Origin of the sequence: Enterococcus sp. DIV0546, from assembly GCF_051712785.1 — a bacterium.
GTDB lineage: Bacteria > Bacillota > Bacilli > Lactobacillales > Enterococcaceae > Enterococcus > Enterococcus faecalis.
Map to the genome: position 1 here is coordinate 1,123,753 of NZ_JBIOPO010000001.1, position 17,187 is coordinate 1,140,939.

Sequence of the window (17,187 nt, forward strand, 5' to 3'; positions counted from 1 at the left end):
TTTACTTGATTAGTTATCACCGCATTTGTTTCCTTTGTATACATTAAATATAACTATAGTTACAAAATATCTACGTTCTTTCGTCCAGTGACGTTGAATACCACCTAATTGTTGTAAGAGATCACCAATGTTTTTCATTCCTAAACCTTTATCTTTTCTATGTTTTCTTGTAAAAATTTCTTCAGAATTATAGTTATTAGATACTTCAATAAATAAATCATTATTGACTTGCTTGATAATTATATTGACATATCTGTCAATCGGCTTGATTCTCTTCGATGCTTGTATGGCGTTATCAATTATATTTCCAATTACAATAGTTAGAACGTCATTATTAATTTTTATATTTTTAGAGACAAATATCTGATGATCAACATTAATTTGATTCTTTCTTGCTTCAGCAAGCTTTTCATTCAATAGGTAGTTTAATACTCCATCGGCAGCATAAGTTTTTGTTGGTGGTTCTAAAATATCAAAACTACTCTTAATATAATCGATAGCTTCATTAACTTCTTCATTTTCGATAAGTCCGAGGATTGTTAAGTATTGATTCTTCAAATCATGTTTTAATTTTAAAACGTTAGTTCTGTTTCTCTTTATTTCATTTAAAATTCTATACTCCACTTCGATATTTTTTTTTCTCAAAGTAAGATCATATTGATTTTTTTGATATTCTATAGTGATTTTATAAAGAAAAATTACACAGATGTTTAAAAATATGACACTAATCGTAATAGTAATCTCAGAAATTTTGTCATTGTTGTTTCCTATTAAAAGCCCAAATAAAATGATTATTGATAGTATGGGAATAGGTAATAAAATCACAATAAATGATAAGTTTGTCGATAATTCAGACTTTGCTTCTTTAACTATTGAAAATTTAAGTATGACTATCCAGGCTACCCCAATCAAAGTTGTAATTGTTATTGAAGTTATGAAAAAAGTAGGGCTACCATAGGATGTTAATTCTGCATTTAAAATTATTTTCGTAAAGTGTAACGACAATACTTCACAGATTAAATTTATTGATATAAGTGTCATTGTCCATACGGCCGAGTCGAGATAAGGGACCGAGTGTAGCATAGCAATAGTGTAAGTTAAAATGAAACTTAGTAATAAGTTAAGATACGGTAAATAAATGTTCGGTATGTAAGCATTGGATAATATAATCGTAACCATGGCTGATATGATTATAACAATCCAGATGACATTATAAAATTCTCTATGACTTTTAATAGCTGTTGACCAATTAGAAAAAAAATAAGAGATAAGAAATAAATAAACTAACAAACTTAGGCTTCGTAATGTTATATCAAGCATTATATCTTTCCTCTCATGGACATAACTATACTTTTATGAGCGGCGGCTTTGAAGCGCCTACTTATTGGTATTTCAATACATTTTTCTTTAGAATCCATTAATAGGAAATTTTTTCCTAACTCTTTTATATAAGCGCAATTTATTATGAAAGAAGAGTGGACTTGCACAAAATTCGTATCAAGTTGTTCGTTTATCTGATTCGTTGACATATAGGGTTTGTAGATTTCTCCAACTGTATGAATCAATACTTGTCTTTTATCTTTTTCGAAATAAATGATATCTTTGGTTGGTATTTTATAAGTAACTTTGTTACTAGAAAATACAAAGTAATTTCTTTTTTTTTCTAGCTGTTGTCTCAGTTTTTCCAAAACTTGGTGCAACCGATCTTCCGTAGGCGGTTTCAATAAATAATCAAAAGTTTGTACTTGGAAGACTTCTTCCATGTATTCTTTGTAACTCGTCAAAAAAACGATAGGTGATAAAATATCACGTTCTCGGATTTTTTTTGCCAAGTCTATTCCGCTCATTTCACTCATTTCTATATCTAAAATAAAAAAGTCAAAATTTTCTTGGTCAAGTTGATTGACTAACTTGAGAGGATTGTAGTAGGTATAGGTTTCAAATATATTTGGGTTATAATTAAATAGCATCGTGTTTATTTTTTCGGTTAACGTTGGATTGTCATCACAAATAGCAACTTTCAACAATAAAACCTCCTTTTTTTCATTATATATATTATGAATTAAATTATCTTTAAAAACAATCATTTTTTGTTAGCACAACTGATAAACCGACATAAGTAATCTGGATAAAAATATCAAAAATTCAGGTTACTGACAAACATTTAATTAGCATCTAAAAAATAATCATGTAAATTAAATGAGCAACGAAAACATCTGTTAGGGTGCTATCAATTTTTTTAAAATCTACATATGATTAAAACTTGATGCTATAATGTTACTAGTAAGGTCAATGTATACCATAGCAGTACTTGAGAAAAGTAGAAGTGTTTCTGATGTTAGATATGTGGGCTGTGTGTTGACTGATTTTCCTTTGAAGTTGAATAATAAGTTCGTGAATAATCGAAAATACTATATTTTTTCTGGTGAACAGATGGATTAGTGAAGATTGATGCTGAGCAGTCAATTGTTTTAAAAAAAGTGATTTTCAAATGGTGATAAAAGTATATTTAAAGGAACTCGAATTTTCAGAAAGTAGCTTCAAACTTAGTTTGAAAGAATAGCTTTCGGCTATAAAAAAAGTTAAAAGGAGCCTGCCATGTTACAGAAATATATAGAAATTTTAACAAGAGACGAGGCCATCTTTCGTAAAAAGCCAAATGGAACAGAAGTAAATTATTTTCTATTTCCAGAGTTTGAAATACATATAAATAGCTTGCCAGGAAAAACTGTGCAAGGTTGGCATAAACATCACGAAATCGAAGAAGTTTTACTTGTGCAGTCGGGAAAAGTGAAAGTAGAAGAGGTAGAAAATCAGCAAATTGTTTCAAGAATTTGTGCAGAAGGAGAACTTATTCGGATGCATAATAGTCTTCATCGGATTAGTAATCCTGATACGTTATCTGCATCATTCACTGTATTTCGTTTTGTTCCACAAGGGCAAAATCAACAGGAATGCTAAAAAAATGATAAAGAAGAATTCTCTGATGCGACAGTACAACGGCTTCTAAAAAATAAATGATTCGTGGTGATCGTTATTTTTAAACTTTTCTTTTCCCCCTCCTAGAAAACACAAAACCGTGGTACAATAACTTACGTAATAGACGCACCTACTCCGAATGTCAAAAAAGGGCAGAAAAGTAGACAAGAAATTGTTTAAGGAGTAAAGTAAACTTACTTAAAATTTTGGGGGAAATAAAATGTATGATGTAATTATCATTGGTGCCGGTCCTGCTGGGATGACGGCAGCACTTTATGCATCACGGTCCAATCTTTCTGTATTGATGATTGAACGTGGTGCGCCTGGCGGGCAAATGAACAACACTGCTGAGGTAGAGAATTACCCAGGCTTTGATTCTATTATGGGTCCAGAATTGGCCTATAAAATGTATGAAAATGTAGAAAAATTTGGTACGGAAAATGCGTATGGCATTGTGATGGGCATTGAAGACCACGGATCCTATAAAGAAGTGATTTGTGATGACAAATCTTATGAAGCTAAAGCGGTAATTATTGCAACAGGCTGTGAACACCGAAAATTGGGTGTAAAAGGCGAAGAAGAGTTTGCTGGCCGTGGTGTTTCTTATTGTGCCGTTTGTGATGGTGCTTTCTTTAAAAATAAACGCTTAGTAGTCGTTGGCGGCGGCGATTCTGCAGTTGAAGAAGCAATCTATTTAACGCAATTTGCTTCTGAAGTAGTGATTGTTCACCGTCGTGATGAATTGCGTGCGCAAAAAATCATTCAAGATCGTGCCTTTGCAAATGAAAAGATTTCCTTTGTTTGGGATACAGTTGTCGAAGAAATTGTTGGCAATGAAATGGTTGTGACAGGTGTGAAAGCCCGGAATGTCAAAACAGATGAAGTTTCTGAAATTGAAGCAAACGGCGTGTTCATTTACGTGGGGCTAGATCCATTAACAGAACCATTTAAGAAAGCTGGTATTACGAATGAGGCTGGTTGGATTGAAACAGACCAAGAAATGAGAACAAAAATTCCTGGTGTTTATGCCATTGGTGATGTCCGTGAAAAAACATTGCGTCAAATCACGACAGCGGTCGGTGAAGGCGGTATTGCTGGACAACAAGTATTTAGCTATATTGAAGAATTAAAATAAAAAAATGCTTTTGCCTTTAAGAATAAGGGCAAAAGCATTTTTTTAATAGGTTCCTTTAATGACAAAATAAGAGCCGCGAATGGTTCCAGCTAATTTTGATTTTTGACGAGCAAATTTGAATTTTCCTTCAAATTCTGCAGGGATTGCCATACCATCTGAAAGTTTAAACCCAACGGCGCGTTTGCCTTCCTCAGCTAATGTGTACATCACGTTAACTGCTAAGCCGTTTTCATAAAATACATAGGCCATTTTTATGCCATCTAAAGTGAAAGAAGAAATTTCAAGTGGCTTGTAAGGGAAATGTAATTCTCGTTCTAATAAAATTTTTTCAATCCAGGCCAATTTTTCTGGAGCTTCAGAGGCAGGGACGGTCGTAAAGAGATGTTTGTATTTATTCCAAAAATAGCGAGCTTCATTCGCTCTTAGTCCAGCAAGGGCAGGTGCCACTGGTGAACTTTCTAAACCAATAGTGGCTACTTCTTTAAAATCAACTGTATAAACCATGAATTGATACTCCCATCTTTTCTTTTAAACTAAGTATAACGGTAGCAGGGGTAACGAACAATTATTATTACTTAAAAGAATGAAATTGGGACAGAACGATCGGCTTCGGAAAATGTTAAGGTTTCCGAATGCGTAGGTTCTGTCCCAAAGAGTATTTTAAGATTTGGTTATTTCGTGATAAGTTATACGCTTGTGCTTATTTATTGGCATCTAAGGTAACTTTTTCATCTGCCGTAGTCGTTTTAACATCTACTGTATAAACAAGTTTATTGTTATTTTTGGTTAACTTCCAAGTCAAAATACGTGGAGAAAGTCCTCCAACTTCTTTTTTTGCTTTGGCTAAAACGTCGTTAACAGCGCCTAATTCTTTGACTTCAGCAGCTGAAAAGGCTGTCTCGTTTTCGCCAAGTTGATTTGCTTCAGTATTTTTGGTGACTTTTCCTGTTTCAGGATTCACGTAAAGTGTTTCTGTATCGTTGGTAAAGATATAGCTGTAGTCACTTGCTGGTTCTGTATCAAATTGGACATTTACTAATGGTTTGCTGTTGCCAGCTTCTTTTTCGTAGATTTCAGCAGCTTGCTGCAAACTAACTTTGTACTTAGTATCTGTGACAGCATCTTTTCCTATGCCACAACTAGCTAAAATAAAAATAGCTCCTAAAAGTGAAAAAAATAGTAAAAATGGTTTTTTTAACATGAAATTACCTCGTTTCCTTTTATTAAGTATTCACAATCATTTAGTATACGGAGGTTTTATAAAAATTACAAACAAAAAATAATCCTTTAAGAGAAATTAAAGGATTATTTTTTGTTATTTATTCTGCACGTAAAGCAACTGCCGCATCTTTTTTCGCTGCCATTCGGGCAGGAATATGGCCACCAATCATGGTTAAGATTGTGCTAATTACAATCAAAATAATCCCGTGAATTGGATTTAAGGTGGCAACATTTTCTAAATCAGTCAGGTTATAGAGCACTGCATTGATCGGAAATGTTGCGAGAAAGGCAATCACAACACCAAGAATACCAGAGGCAACGCCTAAAATAGCAGTTTCGGCATCAAACACCCGGGTAATATCTTTTTTACGAGCTCCTAACGCTTTCAGGATACCGATTTCTTTGGTCCGCTCAATGACAGAAGTATAGGTGATAATCCCAATCATAATCATACTTGTAACAAGGGAAATCCCAGCAAATGCAATCAGCACATAGGTGATGGCATCCATTAAACCACCTGTTAAGCGGGTCATTGTTCCAGCTAAATCAGAATAGATGATTTGGTCTTTTTTATCTTTTCCTTTGTTATAAGCATCTAAATAATCAAGAATTTTATCTTTTGATTTGAAGTCGTTTGGATAAATCATAATACTTGAAGGGATTTCGTTCGCTCCTAAATAAGACAACAGGTTTTCTTTCGCGGAAGCATCTAATGTTTCGTTAGTCATAACGTTAGTGTTGCTGGCTTCTTGCGCTTTAACAATATCAGAGGTTTTGTTTTTGGCAATCATATTAGTTGAAAGTGCATCGCTATAAGCAATTCCAGGTGCTAATAGATTCATTGTTGAAGAATCTTTAATTCGCAAAATCCCTGAAATTGTTAATTCAGTATTTTCTGGGTTATCGTAAACAGCTTGCAAATCTTGGTTAGGAATGAAGTTGCCTGTCGGTAATTTGGTGTAAAATGCATTACTATTGGCTAATTTCATTTTTGTGCCAACAATGTCTGAAAAGGCAATCTTTTGATTATCTTTCACGTCAAAGCCAAGATTTTTTAAAGCATTAATATTGGTGGTATTGTTACTATCGACGATTAAAACGACATCGGTTTCTTTTTCTGGATAATTTCCTTCAAGCAACGAGTAATTGTCTTTTAAGAAATTGTTTTTTCCATTTTCTAGTTGTTTAGGAAAAGCAGAAACGCCGACGCCAGTTTGGGCGGCCATCATAGAAGCCATCGCGTTTGATTGGCCGTCGGGTGCATCGTTTGAAAATTTGACAGCTTGTGCTTTCCCGTTGATTTCTCTTAATAAGTTCATATTGACTAGACGAGTATAGCCGATATTATTACTTAATTCAGGATCAATGTGATTGACATAGTCAATAAACTTTTGATCAATTAAATTCGTGTGTTGCGCACGGTCCGCATCGCTAATTTTAGCAGTCACTTCTTTTTCTTTCGGGAAGGTGCCTTTTTTGTCCTGATTATTGAAACTTTCTGGATCTTGATCTGTCGCTATTTTAGAAATGGTAATCGGAAATTGCGCTAACGTTTCCGACTGAGTTTTATCAATTTGTTTCTGGAATCCTGTTGAAAGAGAAAGGACAATCGCGATACTGATAATTCCGATACTTGAAGCAAAGGCGGTTAAAAAAGTTCGCCCTTTTTTAGTGCGGATATTATTAAAAGATAAACGCAGCGCAGTCGTGAATTTCATTTTGGTGCGTTTCAATTCGAAAGGTTCTTTTTTTTCATGTTCAATATGAGGACGCGAGTCATGACGAATTTGGCCATCTGAAAATTCAATAATTCGATCAGCGTATTCGTGAGCTAATTCAGGATTGTGGGTCACCATAATGACTAATTTTTCTTTCGAAAGTTCTTGGATAAGTGCCATAATTTGCAGGCTGGTTTCTGAATCCAATGCACCAGTTGGTTCGTCACAAAGTAAAATATCGGGATCATTAGCTAAAGCGCGAGCAATGGCAACCCGTTGCATTTGACCGCCAGATAATTGGGAAGGTTTTTTATGGATATGGTCCTTCAAACCGACACGGATGAGTGCATCTTCGGCTTTTTGGCGTCTTTCTGCTTTTGAAATACCACTCAGTGTCATACCAAGCTCGACATTATCCAAAATCCCTTGATGACTAATTAAGTTGTAACTTTGAAAAATAAAACCAATTGAGTTATTCCGATAAGCATCCCAGTCGGCTTCTTTAAAATTTTTTGTTGATTTGCCGTTAATGATTAAGTCACCAGAATCGTAATTGTCCAATCCGCCAATCACATTCAACATCGTCGTTTTACCAGAGCCGCTGGGACCCAGAATGGCTACAAATTCTTGTTTTCGAAAAGCGACAGAGACGCCATCTAAAGCTTTAGTGGTCGTTCCGCCGACAGTATAATATTTTTTTATCTCTTTGAGTTCTAGCATATTTTTCGCATCCTTCTTCCAATTTATCAACAACACAACCTTAAGTTAGTGTATAACGTAACATAATAGTTAACAAAAATCAATCATTACCATTTGATAATCAAGTGAATTTAGTATACACTAGGTGGGAAACGAGGGAGAACATATGGATAAAGAGAAGCATTCATCAAATTTAGATATTAGTGTCTTTACTGAAATTTTTTCATATATGAGCCAATTGCTTTTTAAAGACCTAGACTTGGAGGATCTAAAATTAACAAAGTTAGACATGTTAATTTTATTAATTGTGGCAACGAATGAAGGAATCAGTATGACAGAGTTAGCCAACCAAGTAGGAACGTCGAAAGTTCAAGTGAGTCGCTCTATTGCGGGGTTAGAAGAACGAGCGATTGTTCAACGTCGCCATAATCAGGAAAATCGCCGCGTGGTTAATGTTTATACGACAAAAGAAGGCGAGAAGCTCTTTAAGCAAAAAGAAAATCAAGTAAAACAGCAACTATCTGAAACGCTTAGTGTTCTTTCGTTAGAGGATTATCAAGAAGTCAATCAACACTTTTTGGCGGTCATGAAAATTTTGTCCAATTATCAAGCGCTACGAAGAAAAACGTGTAAGGAAAACAACGCCAAAAAATAAAAAACATCGTTTGGCTATAAACCATGTAGTGACCCCAAAAAGTTAGACTTTTATAGAGTGGATTTTTCCACTCTATTTTTTATGCAGTTTTTTGATTGAATTGTCGAAATTCTACTGGGCTTTTCCAGTTAAGTTTTTCCTTGATTCGGTGATGATTGTAATAATAAATGTAGTTCTCAATTGCTTCTCTCAATTCATTTTGACTTTGATAGATTTTTCCATAGTACACTTCTTGTTTTAGGATACTGAAGAAATTCTCCATAGGAGAATTATCTAAACAGGTTCCTTTTCGAGACATACTTTGAAAGATATTGTTGTCCTTTAATGTTTGTATATAGACATTCATTTGATAAGCCCAGCCTTGATCAGAGTGAAAGGTGCGCCGATAGGGACAATCATTTGTTTGAGAAATTGCTTCTTTCAGACCTCCCATAACTGTTTTACCATTTGGTTGAGTAGAAAGGCTATAGCTTAGAATTTCACTATTATACATATCCATAAATGGATCTAAGTATAGTTTTTTCTGACGAAAGATGCCTGCGTTATCTGCTTCAAAGTACTTAAATTCAGTTGTATCAGTTGTAATTTTTTGATGAGGAACAGAAGTTTTAAATCGGCGACGAATCAAATTTTTAGCGATTTTACCAACGGTTCCTTTATAGGAATTATATTTTCTGGATTTCTTAGTAAAAGCTTTGACTTGTAACTTTAACTTTTGTATTAATCGCTGGACTTTCTTTTTATTCACTTGAAATCCACGTCGTTTCAATTCTTGGGTCATCCTTCTATAGCCATAATGTTGATGTTTTTTACGAATCGCTTGAATTTCTTCTTCAATGATTTGTGTTGAAGCTGTTCTGTCGAGGCGTTTTTGCCAGTACATGTAAGTAGATTTTGGAAACCTTAGGGTTTCCAAAATATCTTTTAATCGAAAGTGTCTTCGGAGACTGTGAATGATTCGTGCGATTCGTTCATTTTTTGTTCGTCCTCTAAACGCAGTCTCCTCAATTCTTTTAAATAGGCATTCTCAATTTTTAACATTCTATTTTCTTTTTCTAGTTTCTCTACTTGAGATCGTTCACTTGGTAGTGGTTGGGGTTCATTTCGTTTCTTTTTAGACATGGTAGGTGGACGTCCTTTCTGTTTAGAGAGTCCCTCTATACCAAACTTCTGATACGTTCTAAGCCAATTCGCAATCAATGATGGATTGTTCATTTTTAGAAGATTAGCTACTTCTTGATAGGACAACTCTGTTGTTAAATATAACTCTAACGCATCTAGCTTAAATTGAACAGAGTAATTCTTATTTTTTCGACTGCGAAGTAGGCCTTCTTCACCAAGTTCTTTATAGGCATTTATCCATTTGCTTATTTGAGAACTATCTTTAAACCCATACTTCTTTGCGAGAAACCTTAGACCTCCTTGACCAGATAAGTAGTCATGAACAAGTTTAAGTTTAAATTCAAAACTGTATTTTGCCATACAAAAAAACCTCCAAAAGTTAGATTTCTAGGTCTAACTTTTGGGGGTCGGCTCACCAAACGATGTTTTTTCTAGCCTTTGACAGAGCCAGAAGTCACGCCTTCTACATAGAAACGTTGCATTAATATAAATAAAATAGTAATTGGAATGGCAATCAGCACACATCCAGCTGTAAAAGCCATGAATAGTGAATTGGCTGTTGATTTGGTCATCATCGAAAAGAGACCAATCGCAACGGTGTAATTTTCAACTTTATCACCCATAATAACTTTTGCGAAAATAAAATCCATCCAAGGGCCCATGAAGGCGGTTAAAGAAGTATAGACAATAATTGGTTTCGACAATGGCAACGTAATTTTTGTGAAAATTTGCCACTTGTTGGCACCGTCAATCATAGCCGATTCGTCTAAAGCCATCGGAATGGTATCGAAGAACCCTTTGGCGATGTAAAAACCTAGCGCCGAGCCTGCAGAGTAAACCAGAATTAAAGCGAATAAACTTTCAGTTAAATTTAAGGCTTTTAAAATATAGTAAACGGCAATCATGCTCATAAAACCAGGGAACATATTTAAAACGAGCGCCACTTTTAAAAATGGTTTTCTTAAGCGGAAACGCAACCGGGACAGCGCATAAGCCATTGCGATTGTAATAAAAGTTGATAACAGACAGCTTGCGATGGAGACGAACAAGGTGTTCAAAAACCAACGGACAAAGGGGAAGTTGCCAGTCTGATTTGTTAATAATACTTTATAATTTTCTAAAGTGAATGTTTTGGGAATGATATAGGGAACAAATGCACCGCCTTCGCCACGAAAACTTGTTAAGATAATCCACACAATGGGGAACATCCAAAAAACTGCTAAAATGGTTAGAATGATGTAAACGCTGGTAAGTGCAGTGCGTTGTTTTTTCTGGTAACTTTTTGCTTTAGCCATAAGTTACGCCTCCTTAAATGAATTCGTCCGTGTATAGGCAATTAAACTGAAGACTGCGGAGAGAATGAAGATTAAAATACCAATCACAGAGGCTAAATTGTAATCCATTGTATCGACAGTCAATTTATATAACCAGGTAACTAAAAGGTCAGTTGAGCCTGCACCGTAGAAGTTAGAATTGGCTGGCCCACCACCTGTTAATAGATAAATGACATTGAAATTATTGATGTTGCCAATAAATTGTTGAATCAGCGCCGGGGTCATCACAAATAGAATTTGTGGAAACGTAATACTTTTAAAAATTTGCCATTTATTGGCGCCGTCAATTCTAGCGGCTTCGATTTGATCTTCAGGAAGATTTTGGATAATCCCTGTAGAGATTAACATCGTAGCAGGAATACCAATCCACATATTGACAACAATAATGGTTAATTTTGCCCAATTCGGATCTGTTAAGAAGGGGATAGAAGAATCGATTAAGCCCCAATTTAACAACAGAGCATTGATAGGTCCAGAACCATTTAAGAGGTTTCGCATAATTAAAAGTGAAACAAACGGAGGTACGGCCATCGTGATAACAAAAATAGTCCGCCAAAACGCTTTATATTTTAAGCCTTTTGTATTGATAAGCAAGGCTAAAATGATTCCAAAAAAGAAACAAGTTGCGGTTGCGAAAACAGCCCAAATCAAGGTCCAGCCAAGTACTGGAAAGAACGTTGAAGCCATATCGCCTGTGATTACATTACCTAGATTTGCCAATCCAACCCAAGTAAAAAGGTTTTTCGGTGGCAGATGGTTATGGTCGTAGTTGGTAAAGGCAATTGAAATCATATATAACAACGGCAAGATGGTAAAGAAAAGAACGCCTAGTAAGGGGATCGTCATTAAAGTTGCATGGAAACGTTCGTTTAACAAGCTACGTAAATCATCCATAGTTGTTGGAATTTTTTTGCCGGCTGTCTTTAATTCATATAGGTGACGGGCGCTTTTTAAATTGATTACATATAAAATGATTAGCGATAAACAGACTAAAATTGCTGCAATTCCGAATAATAATAAGAGCATTGAATTATCGCCTTCTTTTAGAACTTCAATCCCTAAAGAATCATCATATACTAATCCTTGCTGTTGGGTCCCTAGTGTTCCTAGCATCATTAATGCGTGGAAACCATTACGGATTAACCAATAGATAAAGCCAATTTCAGCTGTTAAAAAGATGATTCCCTTTAACCACTGCTTGTTGGCAAAGTTTGCAGCACCCATAACTAAAAAAGATAGTTTTGTAGCGAAGTCGCCTTTTTTAAAGACCTCTCGAAATGACGTCTGGGCTTTCTTTTTCTTGAACATCTTCGTTCACTCACTTTCTACTTAAATAAAAAAGATAGAGGAAATGGGACAGCAGATTGAAGCTCGTCCCATTTCTTTACTCTTTTTATTCTTTTGCTTCTTTTGATGTGTCTTGGACTAATTTATCTAATTTTGCTTGATAATCCGCAGGTTTGATATTGCCTTTGTACGTATCATTGATCACTGCATCCATTGCAGGCCAGAATGAAACGATTTCTGGGATTTTTGGCATTACCACAGAGTGGGTTGGTTGCGCCATTTCTAAGATAGCTTTTGCAACAGTATCTTGTGTAATTTCTTCGTTTGTTTGTAATTTTTTGTTTGAAGGGACAAAGCCGATTTCTTTGAAGTAAGTCATTTGTGCTTTTTCACTGGTTAAATAGTTTGCTAATGTCATTGCGGCCAATGGTGCTTGTGTTTGTTGGTTGACAGCAAAACTACGAACGCCCAAGAAAGCTTTCATTTGTTTTTCTCCATTGCCAAAATCAATGGTTGGATAGGCAGCAGCCCCCATTTTGTCGCCAAGAGCTTTTTCTACATCGTTTTTAGACCAAGGGCCAGAAAGGAAGGCATCCGTTTTGCCAGAACCTAGATTAGACAATGCTTCTGTATTTGATTGGATCACACCAGAATTATTTTTTTGATCGGCAATCCATTGTAATACTTCTATACCTTGTTGGTTGTTAAAGTTGGTACCTTTTGGATCTTCGCCATTTTCACCATATAAGTAATCGCCGTTACTCATAAATAGAGGACCGAAGATATAATTTGCGCCATCTTCGCCAAAATTGGTACCGATTTTTCCTTTTTCAGTTAAAGACTTCCAAGTTTTGATTTCCTCTGGAGAATACGTATCTTTGTTATAATAAAGAACTTGTGACTCTACAGCATAAGGGTAGGCATAGACTTTGTCTTTCCAAGTGACTCCTGCGACTGCCGAGTCGATGTTGTTTTCTTTGACTTCTTTTTCATATTTTGTGTTAGGGTAAATCAGACCAGCTTCTGCCATTTGACCAATTTGATCATGCGGCATCATGAAAACATCTGCAGCAGCTTTAGGATCTTTTGCAATGTCTTTTTTAGCATCTGCCGAATTTCCAGCAGTTAAGTTAACTTTAATATCGGGGTTTTCTTTTTCAAAATCGGCGACAACTTTTTTAAAGACGCCCATATATTCAGTATCAACCCATAATTTTACGTCACCAGCTGCTTTATTTGCTGAACCGCTTTCATTTTCAGCTTTCGTTTTTTCTGCGCCACCACAGGCAGTAAGTAAAACCGCAGAAGCACTTAAAAGGATACCGCCCATTAAAATCTTTTTCCAATTCGCTTTCATTTTTGAACCCTCCAAAAATTATTTTTTACAAGTCTTATTATGCAACCGATTGCGGAAATAATCAAGTGTTTTTCATCGAGAAAGTTAAAAAAGTTTTTTTGTTATAAATAACATACTGTTTGTTTAAAGTGGTGTATACCACTAATTAAGCATTTTAAATAAAAAAATAAAAAAGGGTATACAAATGCAATCGTTTGCGCTAAAATGTGTTCGAGTATTAGAAAATACACGAAAAGCGACAATTAAAGGAGAGAATTAAATGAACACTGCTGCAATCTACCATCGTCCAGAAAGTGAATTTGCTTATCTTTATACAGAAGAAACAATGCATATTCGTTTGCGTACGGCAAAAGGCGACATTGCCTCTGTCCAATTAGTGCAAGGAGATCCTTATCTTTTAGGGAAAGAAAAGTGGTACCAACAGTCGTTAACCATGGAGAAGTTAGTATCTACGGAGTTATATGATTACTGGTTTATTGCATTAAGTGCAAAATTTAAACGCCTTTCATATGCTTTTACTTTAGTAGGGACGGATGGCTTGACGGCGTTTTATGGCGAACACGGCATTTATCCTTTAGAAGAAAAGTATTTAGCGATGGCGAATAATTATTTTCGGATGCCGTATTTTCATGAAATCGATCGTTTTAAAGCACCTGAATGGGTAAAAGAAACGGTTTGGTATCAAATATTTCCAGAGCGTTTTGCAAATGGTGATCCCGCCAATGATCCTGAAGGGACGTTGCCGTGGGGATCTAAAAGACCAGATCGACAAGATTTTTTTGGTGGGGATTTGCAAGGGGTGCTAGATCATCTTGATTACATTGAAGATTTAGGTGTTAACGGCTTATATTTTTGCCCAATTTTTGAAGCGTTTTCTAATCACAAATATGATACGATTGATTATTTAAAAATTGACCCAGCTTTTGGTGATGGCGCTACCTTTAAGCGTTTAGTCGAAGAGTGTCATCGACGGGGCATTAAGATTATGTTGGACGCCGTTTTTAACCATATGGGGGACACTTCGCCTCAATGGCAAGATGTGTTAAAAAATGGCCAGGACTCAATTTATGCCGATTGGTTCCACGTAAATGAGTTTCCAGCTAGCTATGAAGAAAGTGCTGATTTTGAAGAAGCAAGCAACATTACCTATGATACTTTTGCATTCACTCCGCATATGCCTAAATTAAATACAGCAAATCCAGAAGTGCAAGCCTATCTTTTAGAAATTGCTCGTTATTGGATTGAGGAATATGATATTGACGCCTGGCGTTTAGATGTGGCAAACGAAGTGGATCATGCGTTCTGGAAAAAATTCCGGCAAACATGCGACGACGCAAAAGAAGATTTTTATATTTTAGGAGAAATTTGGCACTCGTCGCAAAGCTGGCTCCAAGGAGACGAATTTCATGCAGTGATGAATTATGCATACACAGATGCGATTATGGGCTACTTTGTCAAGCAAGAACTGACCTTGGAAAAGATGCTTTCTGAAATGAATAACCAGTTAATGCTCTATCGACAACAAACGAATCAAATGCAGTTTAATGTTTTAGATTCCCACGATACACCACGCTTATTGCATGAAACGAAAGAGGATAAAGAGTTGATGCGCCAAGTATTAGCGTTTACGTATATTCAACCAGGTGTCCCTTGTCTTTACTATGGTGATGAAATTGGTATGACAGGTGATATGGATCCTGATTGTCGTCGTTGTATGGTTTGGGAGGAAAATCAGCAAGATTTGGATTTGAAGGAATTTGTAAAATCATTGATTGCCCTTCGCAAAAAGTATGCGGCTGTTTTTTCTGGTGGAACAATCGATTGGACAGGCACTTCTTTTGAAACGGGGTTGATTAGACTCGCTTGTCGTTTGGAGGAACAGATGATTTATGGGATTTTTAATACTGGCCAAGAGACACAATTTGTTGATAGAACTGATCGAGAAGTTTTGCTAAGTTCTTCTATCGAAATTGCTTCAGAACAGATAATGGTTTTACCAAAAGGTTTTCTTTTATATCAAGCATAATAATTAAGCAAAGGAATGTGAAGAAGAATGGAAAAACATTGGTGGCAAGAAGTCGTGGTTTATCAGATTTATCCTCGCAGTTTTAAGGATAGCAATGGAGATGGCATTGGAGATTTACCAGGAATTATTGAAAAATTGGATTATTTGGAAACGTTAGGCATTGGGGCTATTTGGTTATCACCAGTTTATCAATCACCCAATGATGACAATGGTTATGACATTTCTGATTATGAAGCGATTATGACAGAGTTTGGGACGATGGCGGATATGGATCGTCTAATTGAGGAAGCGAAAAAGCGAAAGATTGAAATTATTATGGACTTAGTGGTTAACCATACCTCAGATGAACATCGTTGGTTTATTGAAGCAAAAAAAAGCAAGGAGAACCCCTACCGAGACTATTATGTATGGGCTGATCCTGCTTCAGATGGCGGTGTGCCTAACCGATTGAAATCTGCCTTTTCGGGTTCGGCGTGGACGTTTGATGAAGCAAGTGGGCAATACTATTTGCATTTGTTTAGTAAAAAACAACCAGATTTAAATTGGGAAAACCAACAAATGCGTCAGTCGGTTTACGAGATGATGAATTTTTGGATTGATAAAGGAATTGGCGGTTTCCGTTTAGATGTAATTGACTTAGTGGGTAAAATTCCAGGAGAAGAGATCACCGCGAATGGACCTCATTTACATCGTTATTTACAAGAAATGAACGCCGCGACATTTGGCGGCAAAGAGCTGTTAACTGTAGGTGAAACATGGGGGGCCACACCTGAAATTGCAAAAATGTACTCTAGTCCAGAGCGTCATGAATTATCCATGATTTTTCAGTTTGAACATATGAGCTTGGATCAACAACCAGGTAAAGAGAAATGGGACCTTCAGCCAATGGAAGTTGCCAAGTTGAAACAGATTTTTGCAAAATGGCAAACAGAATTAGGAAATGATGGCTGGAATTCTTTATTTTGGAATAACCATGATTTACCGAGAATGATTTCACGTTGGGGAAATGATCAGGAACATTGGTTGGAAAGTAGTAAGTTATTCGCTATTTTACTGCACATGATGAAAGGCACACCTTATATTTATCAAGGGGAAGAAATTGGTATGACCAATACGCCGATTACAGATATTCGTGAAGCACGGGATATCGAAACAATTAACATGTACCATGAGTATTTGGAAAAAGGATATTCTAAAGAAGAAATTTTGCTGAAAATTAATACTAAAGGTCGCGACAATGCACGCCGGCCTATGCAGTGGACCGCTGAAAAAAATGCTGGCTTTACGACGGGTACACCTTGGATTGATGTTAATTCCAATTATCAAACGATTAACGTCGCTGCTGCTTTGGCAGATAAAAATTCACTATTCTATACGTACCAAGAAATGATTCGTTTGAGAAAAGAACATCCTTTAATTGTTTGGGGCGACTTTGAATTGCTGGAAACAGTGGACGAAGTGATCAGTTTTTATCGTACCTATGGTGAGGAACGCTGGCTTGTTGTAACGAACTTTTCTGACAAAGTTCAGCCATTTTCTGCAGACGTTCATGTAGAACAAGTAATGATTGAAAATATGCCGACAGATGTCACTGCTTTAGCAGATTATTCGTTAGCGCCTTGGCAAGCATTTGTTGTGAAAGTGAGTCAATAAG

The 17,187-nt window shown here is 36.0% G+C and carries 13 protein-coding genes and 1 pseudogene; 5 read left to right on the top strand and 9 right to left on the bottom strand.

Annotation, left to right across the window (positions count from 1 at the left end; all coding sequences use genetic code 11):
• Positions 1-9: 9 nt before the first annotated feature.
• On the bottom strand, positions 10-1,041 hold the full coding sequence (locus tag IGJ24_RS05470; protein ID WP_224785632.1) for a sensor histidine kinase: 1,032 nt from the start codon (positions 1,039-1,041) through the stop codon (positions 10-12).
• 278 nt (positions 1,042-1,319) lie between these two features.
• Positions 1,320-2,024: a LytR/AlgR family response regulator transcription factor gene (locus IGJ24_RS05475; RefSeq protein ID WP_002399975.1), complete on the bottom strand. Its 705-nt coding sequence runs from the start codon at positions 2,022-2,024 to the stop codon at positions 1,320-1,322.
• A 574-nt stretch (positions 2,025-2,598) separates the two neighbouring features.
• Here IGJ24_RS05475 and IGJ24_RS05480 point away from each other — a divergent pair.
• Both IGJ24_RS05480 and trxB read left to right on the top strand, forming a co-directional pair.
• On the top strand, positions 2,599-2,961 hold the full coding sequence (locus IGJ24_RS05480; RefSeq protein WP_289865766.1) for a cupin domain-containing protein: 363 nt from the start codon (positions 2,599-2,601) through the stop codon (positions 2,959-2,961).
• A 238-nt stretch (positions 2,962-3,199) separates the two neighbouring features.
• The gene (trxB, locus tag IGJ24_RS05485) at positions 3,200-4,114 is read left to right on the top strand and encodes a thioredoxin-disulfide reductase (RefSeq protein WP_129193607.1); all 915 of its coding nucleotides are present in this window, start codon (positions 3,200-3,202) and stop codon (positions 4,112-4,114) included.
• 42 nt (positions 4,115-4,156) lie between these two features.
• Here trxB and IGJ24_RS05490 read toward each other — a convergent pair whose 3' ends face one another.
• From IGJ24_RS05490 to IGJ24_RS05500, 3 genes are all read right to left on the bottom strand, one after another.
• Complete coding sequence (locus IGJ24_RS05490) at positions 4,157-4,618, bottom strand: phage tail protein (protein ID WP_116495049.1); 462 nt, start codon at positions 4,616-4,618, stop codon at positions 4,157-4,159.
• A gap of 196 nt (positions 4,619-4,814) precedes the next feature.
• A complete protein-coding gene (camE, locus tag IGJ24_RS05495) occupies positions 4,815-5,315 on the bottom strand; it encodes a plasmid sex pheromone cAM373 precursor (RefSeq protein ID WP_002358931.1) in 501 nt (166 codons plus the stop codon).
• Positions 5,316-5,433: 118 nt separating this feature from the next.
• Positions 5,434-7,773, bottom strand: a complete 2,340-nt coding sequence (locus IGJ24_RS05500; RefSeq protein WP_289865767.1) for an ABC transporter ATP-binding protein/permease — start codon at positions 7,771-7,773, stop codon at positions 5,434-5,436.
• A 124-nt stretch (positions 7,774-7,897) separates the two neighbouring features.
• Between IGJ24_RS05500 and IGJ24_RS05505 the strand changes: the two genes are divergently transcribed.
• The gene (locus IGJ24_RS05505; RefSeq protein ID WP_002365578.1) at positions 7,898-8,407 is read left to right on the top strand and encodes a MarR family winged helix-turn-helix transcriptional regulator; all 510 of its coding nucleotides are present in this window, start codon (positions 7,898-7,900) and stop codon (positions 8,405-8,407) included.
• A 79-nt stretch (positions 8,408-8,486) separates the two neighbouring features.
• On the opposite strand, the pseudogene IGJ24_RS05510 reads toward IGJ24_RS05505, so the two are convergent.
• The 4 genes and pseudogenes from IGJ24_RS05510 to IGJ24_RS05525 form a co-directional block, all read right to left on the bottom strand.
• Positions 8,487-9,889: pseudogene (locus tag IGJ24_RS05510) on the bottom strand (IS3 family transposase).
• Positions 9,890-9,960: 71 nt separating this feature from the next.
• Positions 9,961-10,824 carry a sugar ABC transporter permease gene (locus tag IGJ24_RS05515; protein ID WP_002360454.1) on the bottom strand — a complete coding sequence of 288 codons (864 nt, stop codon included), beginning with the start codon at positions 10,822-10,824 and terminating at the stop codon, positions 9,961-9,963.
• A 3-nt stretch (positions 10,825-10,827) separates the two neighbouring features.
• Complete coding sequence (locus tag IGJ24_RS05520; RefSeq protein WP_002357775.1) at positions 10,828-12,171, bottom strand: carbohydrate ABC transporter permease; 1,344 nt, start codon at positions 12,169-12,171, stop codon at positions 10,828-10,830.
• Positions 12,172-12,256: 85 nt separating this feature from the next.
• On the bottom strand, positions 12,257-13,507 hold the full coding sequence (locus IGJ24_RS05525; protein WP_289865921.1) for an extracellular solute-binding protein: 1,251 nt from the start codon (positions 13,505-13,507) through the stop codon (positions 12,257-12,259).
• 259 nt (positions 13,508-13,766) lie between these two features.
• Here IGJ24_RS05525 and IGJ24_RS05530 point away from each other — a divergent pair, with 259 nt between their 5' ends.
• Positions 13,767-15,533, top strand: coding sequence for a glycoside hydrolase family 13 protein (locus IGJ24_RS05530; protein ID WP_289865919.1), 1,767 nt, complete (start codon positions 13,767-13,769; stop codon positions 15,531-15,533).
• Between the two features lie 27 nt (positions 15,534-15,560).
• Complete coding sequence (locus tag IGJ24_RS05535) at positions 15,561-17,186, top strand: glycoside hydrolase family 13 protein (protein WP_289865918.1); 1,626 nt, start codon at positions 15,561-15,563, stop codon at positions 17,184-17,186.
• The last annotated feature ends 1 nt before the right edge of the window (position 17,187 follow it).

Excerpts from the sequence above, each read along its gene's own strand:
- IGJ24_RS05470 (WP_224785632.1), bottom strand. The coding sequence starts at position 1,041 with ATGACACTTATATCAATAAATTTAATCTGTGAAGTATTGTCGTTACAC.
- IGJ24_RS05480 (WP_289865766.1), top strand. The coding sequence starts at position 2,599 with ATGTTACAGAAATATATAGAAATTTTAACAAGAGACGAGGCCATCTTT.
- trxB (WP_129193607.1), top strand. The coding sequence starts at position 3,200 with ATGTATGATGTAATTATCATTGGTGCCGGTCCTGCTGGGATGACGGCA.
- IGJ24_RS05490 (WP_116495049.1), bottom strand. The coding sequence starts at position 4,618 with ATGGTTTATACAGTTGATTTTAAAGAAGTAGCCACTATTGGTTTAGAA.
- camE (WP_002358931.1), bottom strand. The coding sequence starts at position 5,315 with ATGTTAAAAAAACCATTTTTACTATTTTTTTCACTTTTAGGAGCTATT.
- IGJ24_RS05500 (WP_289865767.1), bottom strand. The coding sequence starts at position 7,773 with ATGCTAGAACTCAAAGAGATAAAAAAATATTATACTGTCGGCGGAACG.
- IGJ24_RS05515 (WP_002360454.1), bottom strand. The coding sequence starts at position 10,824 with ATGGCTAAAGCAAAAAGTTACCAGAAAAAACAACGCACTGCACTTACC.
- IGJ24_RS05520 (WP_002357775.1), bottom strand. The coding sequence starts at position 12,171 with ATGTTCAAGAAAAAGAAAGCCCAGACGTCATTTCGAGAGGTCTTTAAA.
- IGJ24_RS05525 (WP_289865921.1), bottom strand. The coding sequence starts at position 13,507 with ATGAAAGCGAATTGGAAAAAGATTTTAATGGGCGGTATCCTTTTAAGT.
- IGJ24_RS05530 (WP_289865919.1), top strand. The coding sequence starts at position 13,767 with ATGAACACTGCTGCAATCTACCATCGTCCAGAAAGTGAATTTGCTTAT.
- IGJ24_RS05535 (WP_289865918.1), top strand. The coding sequence starts at position 15,561 with ATGGAAAAACATTGGTGGCAAGAAGTCGTGGTTTATCAGATTTATCCT.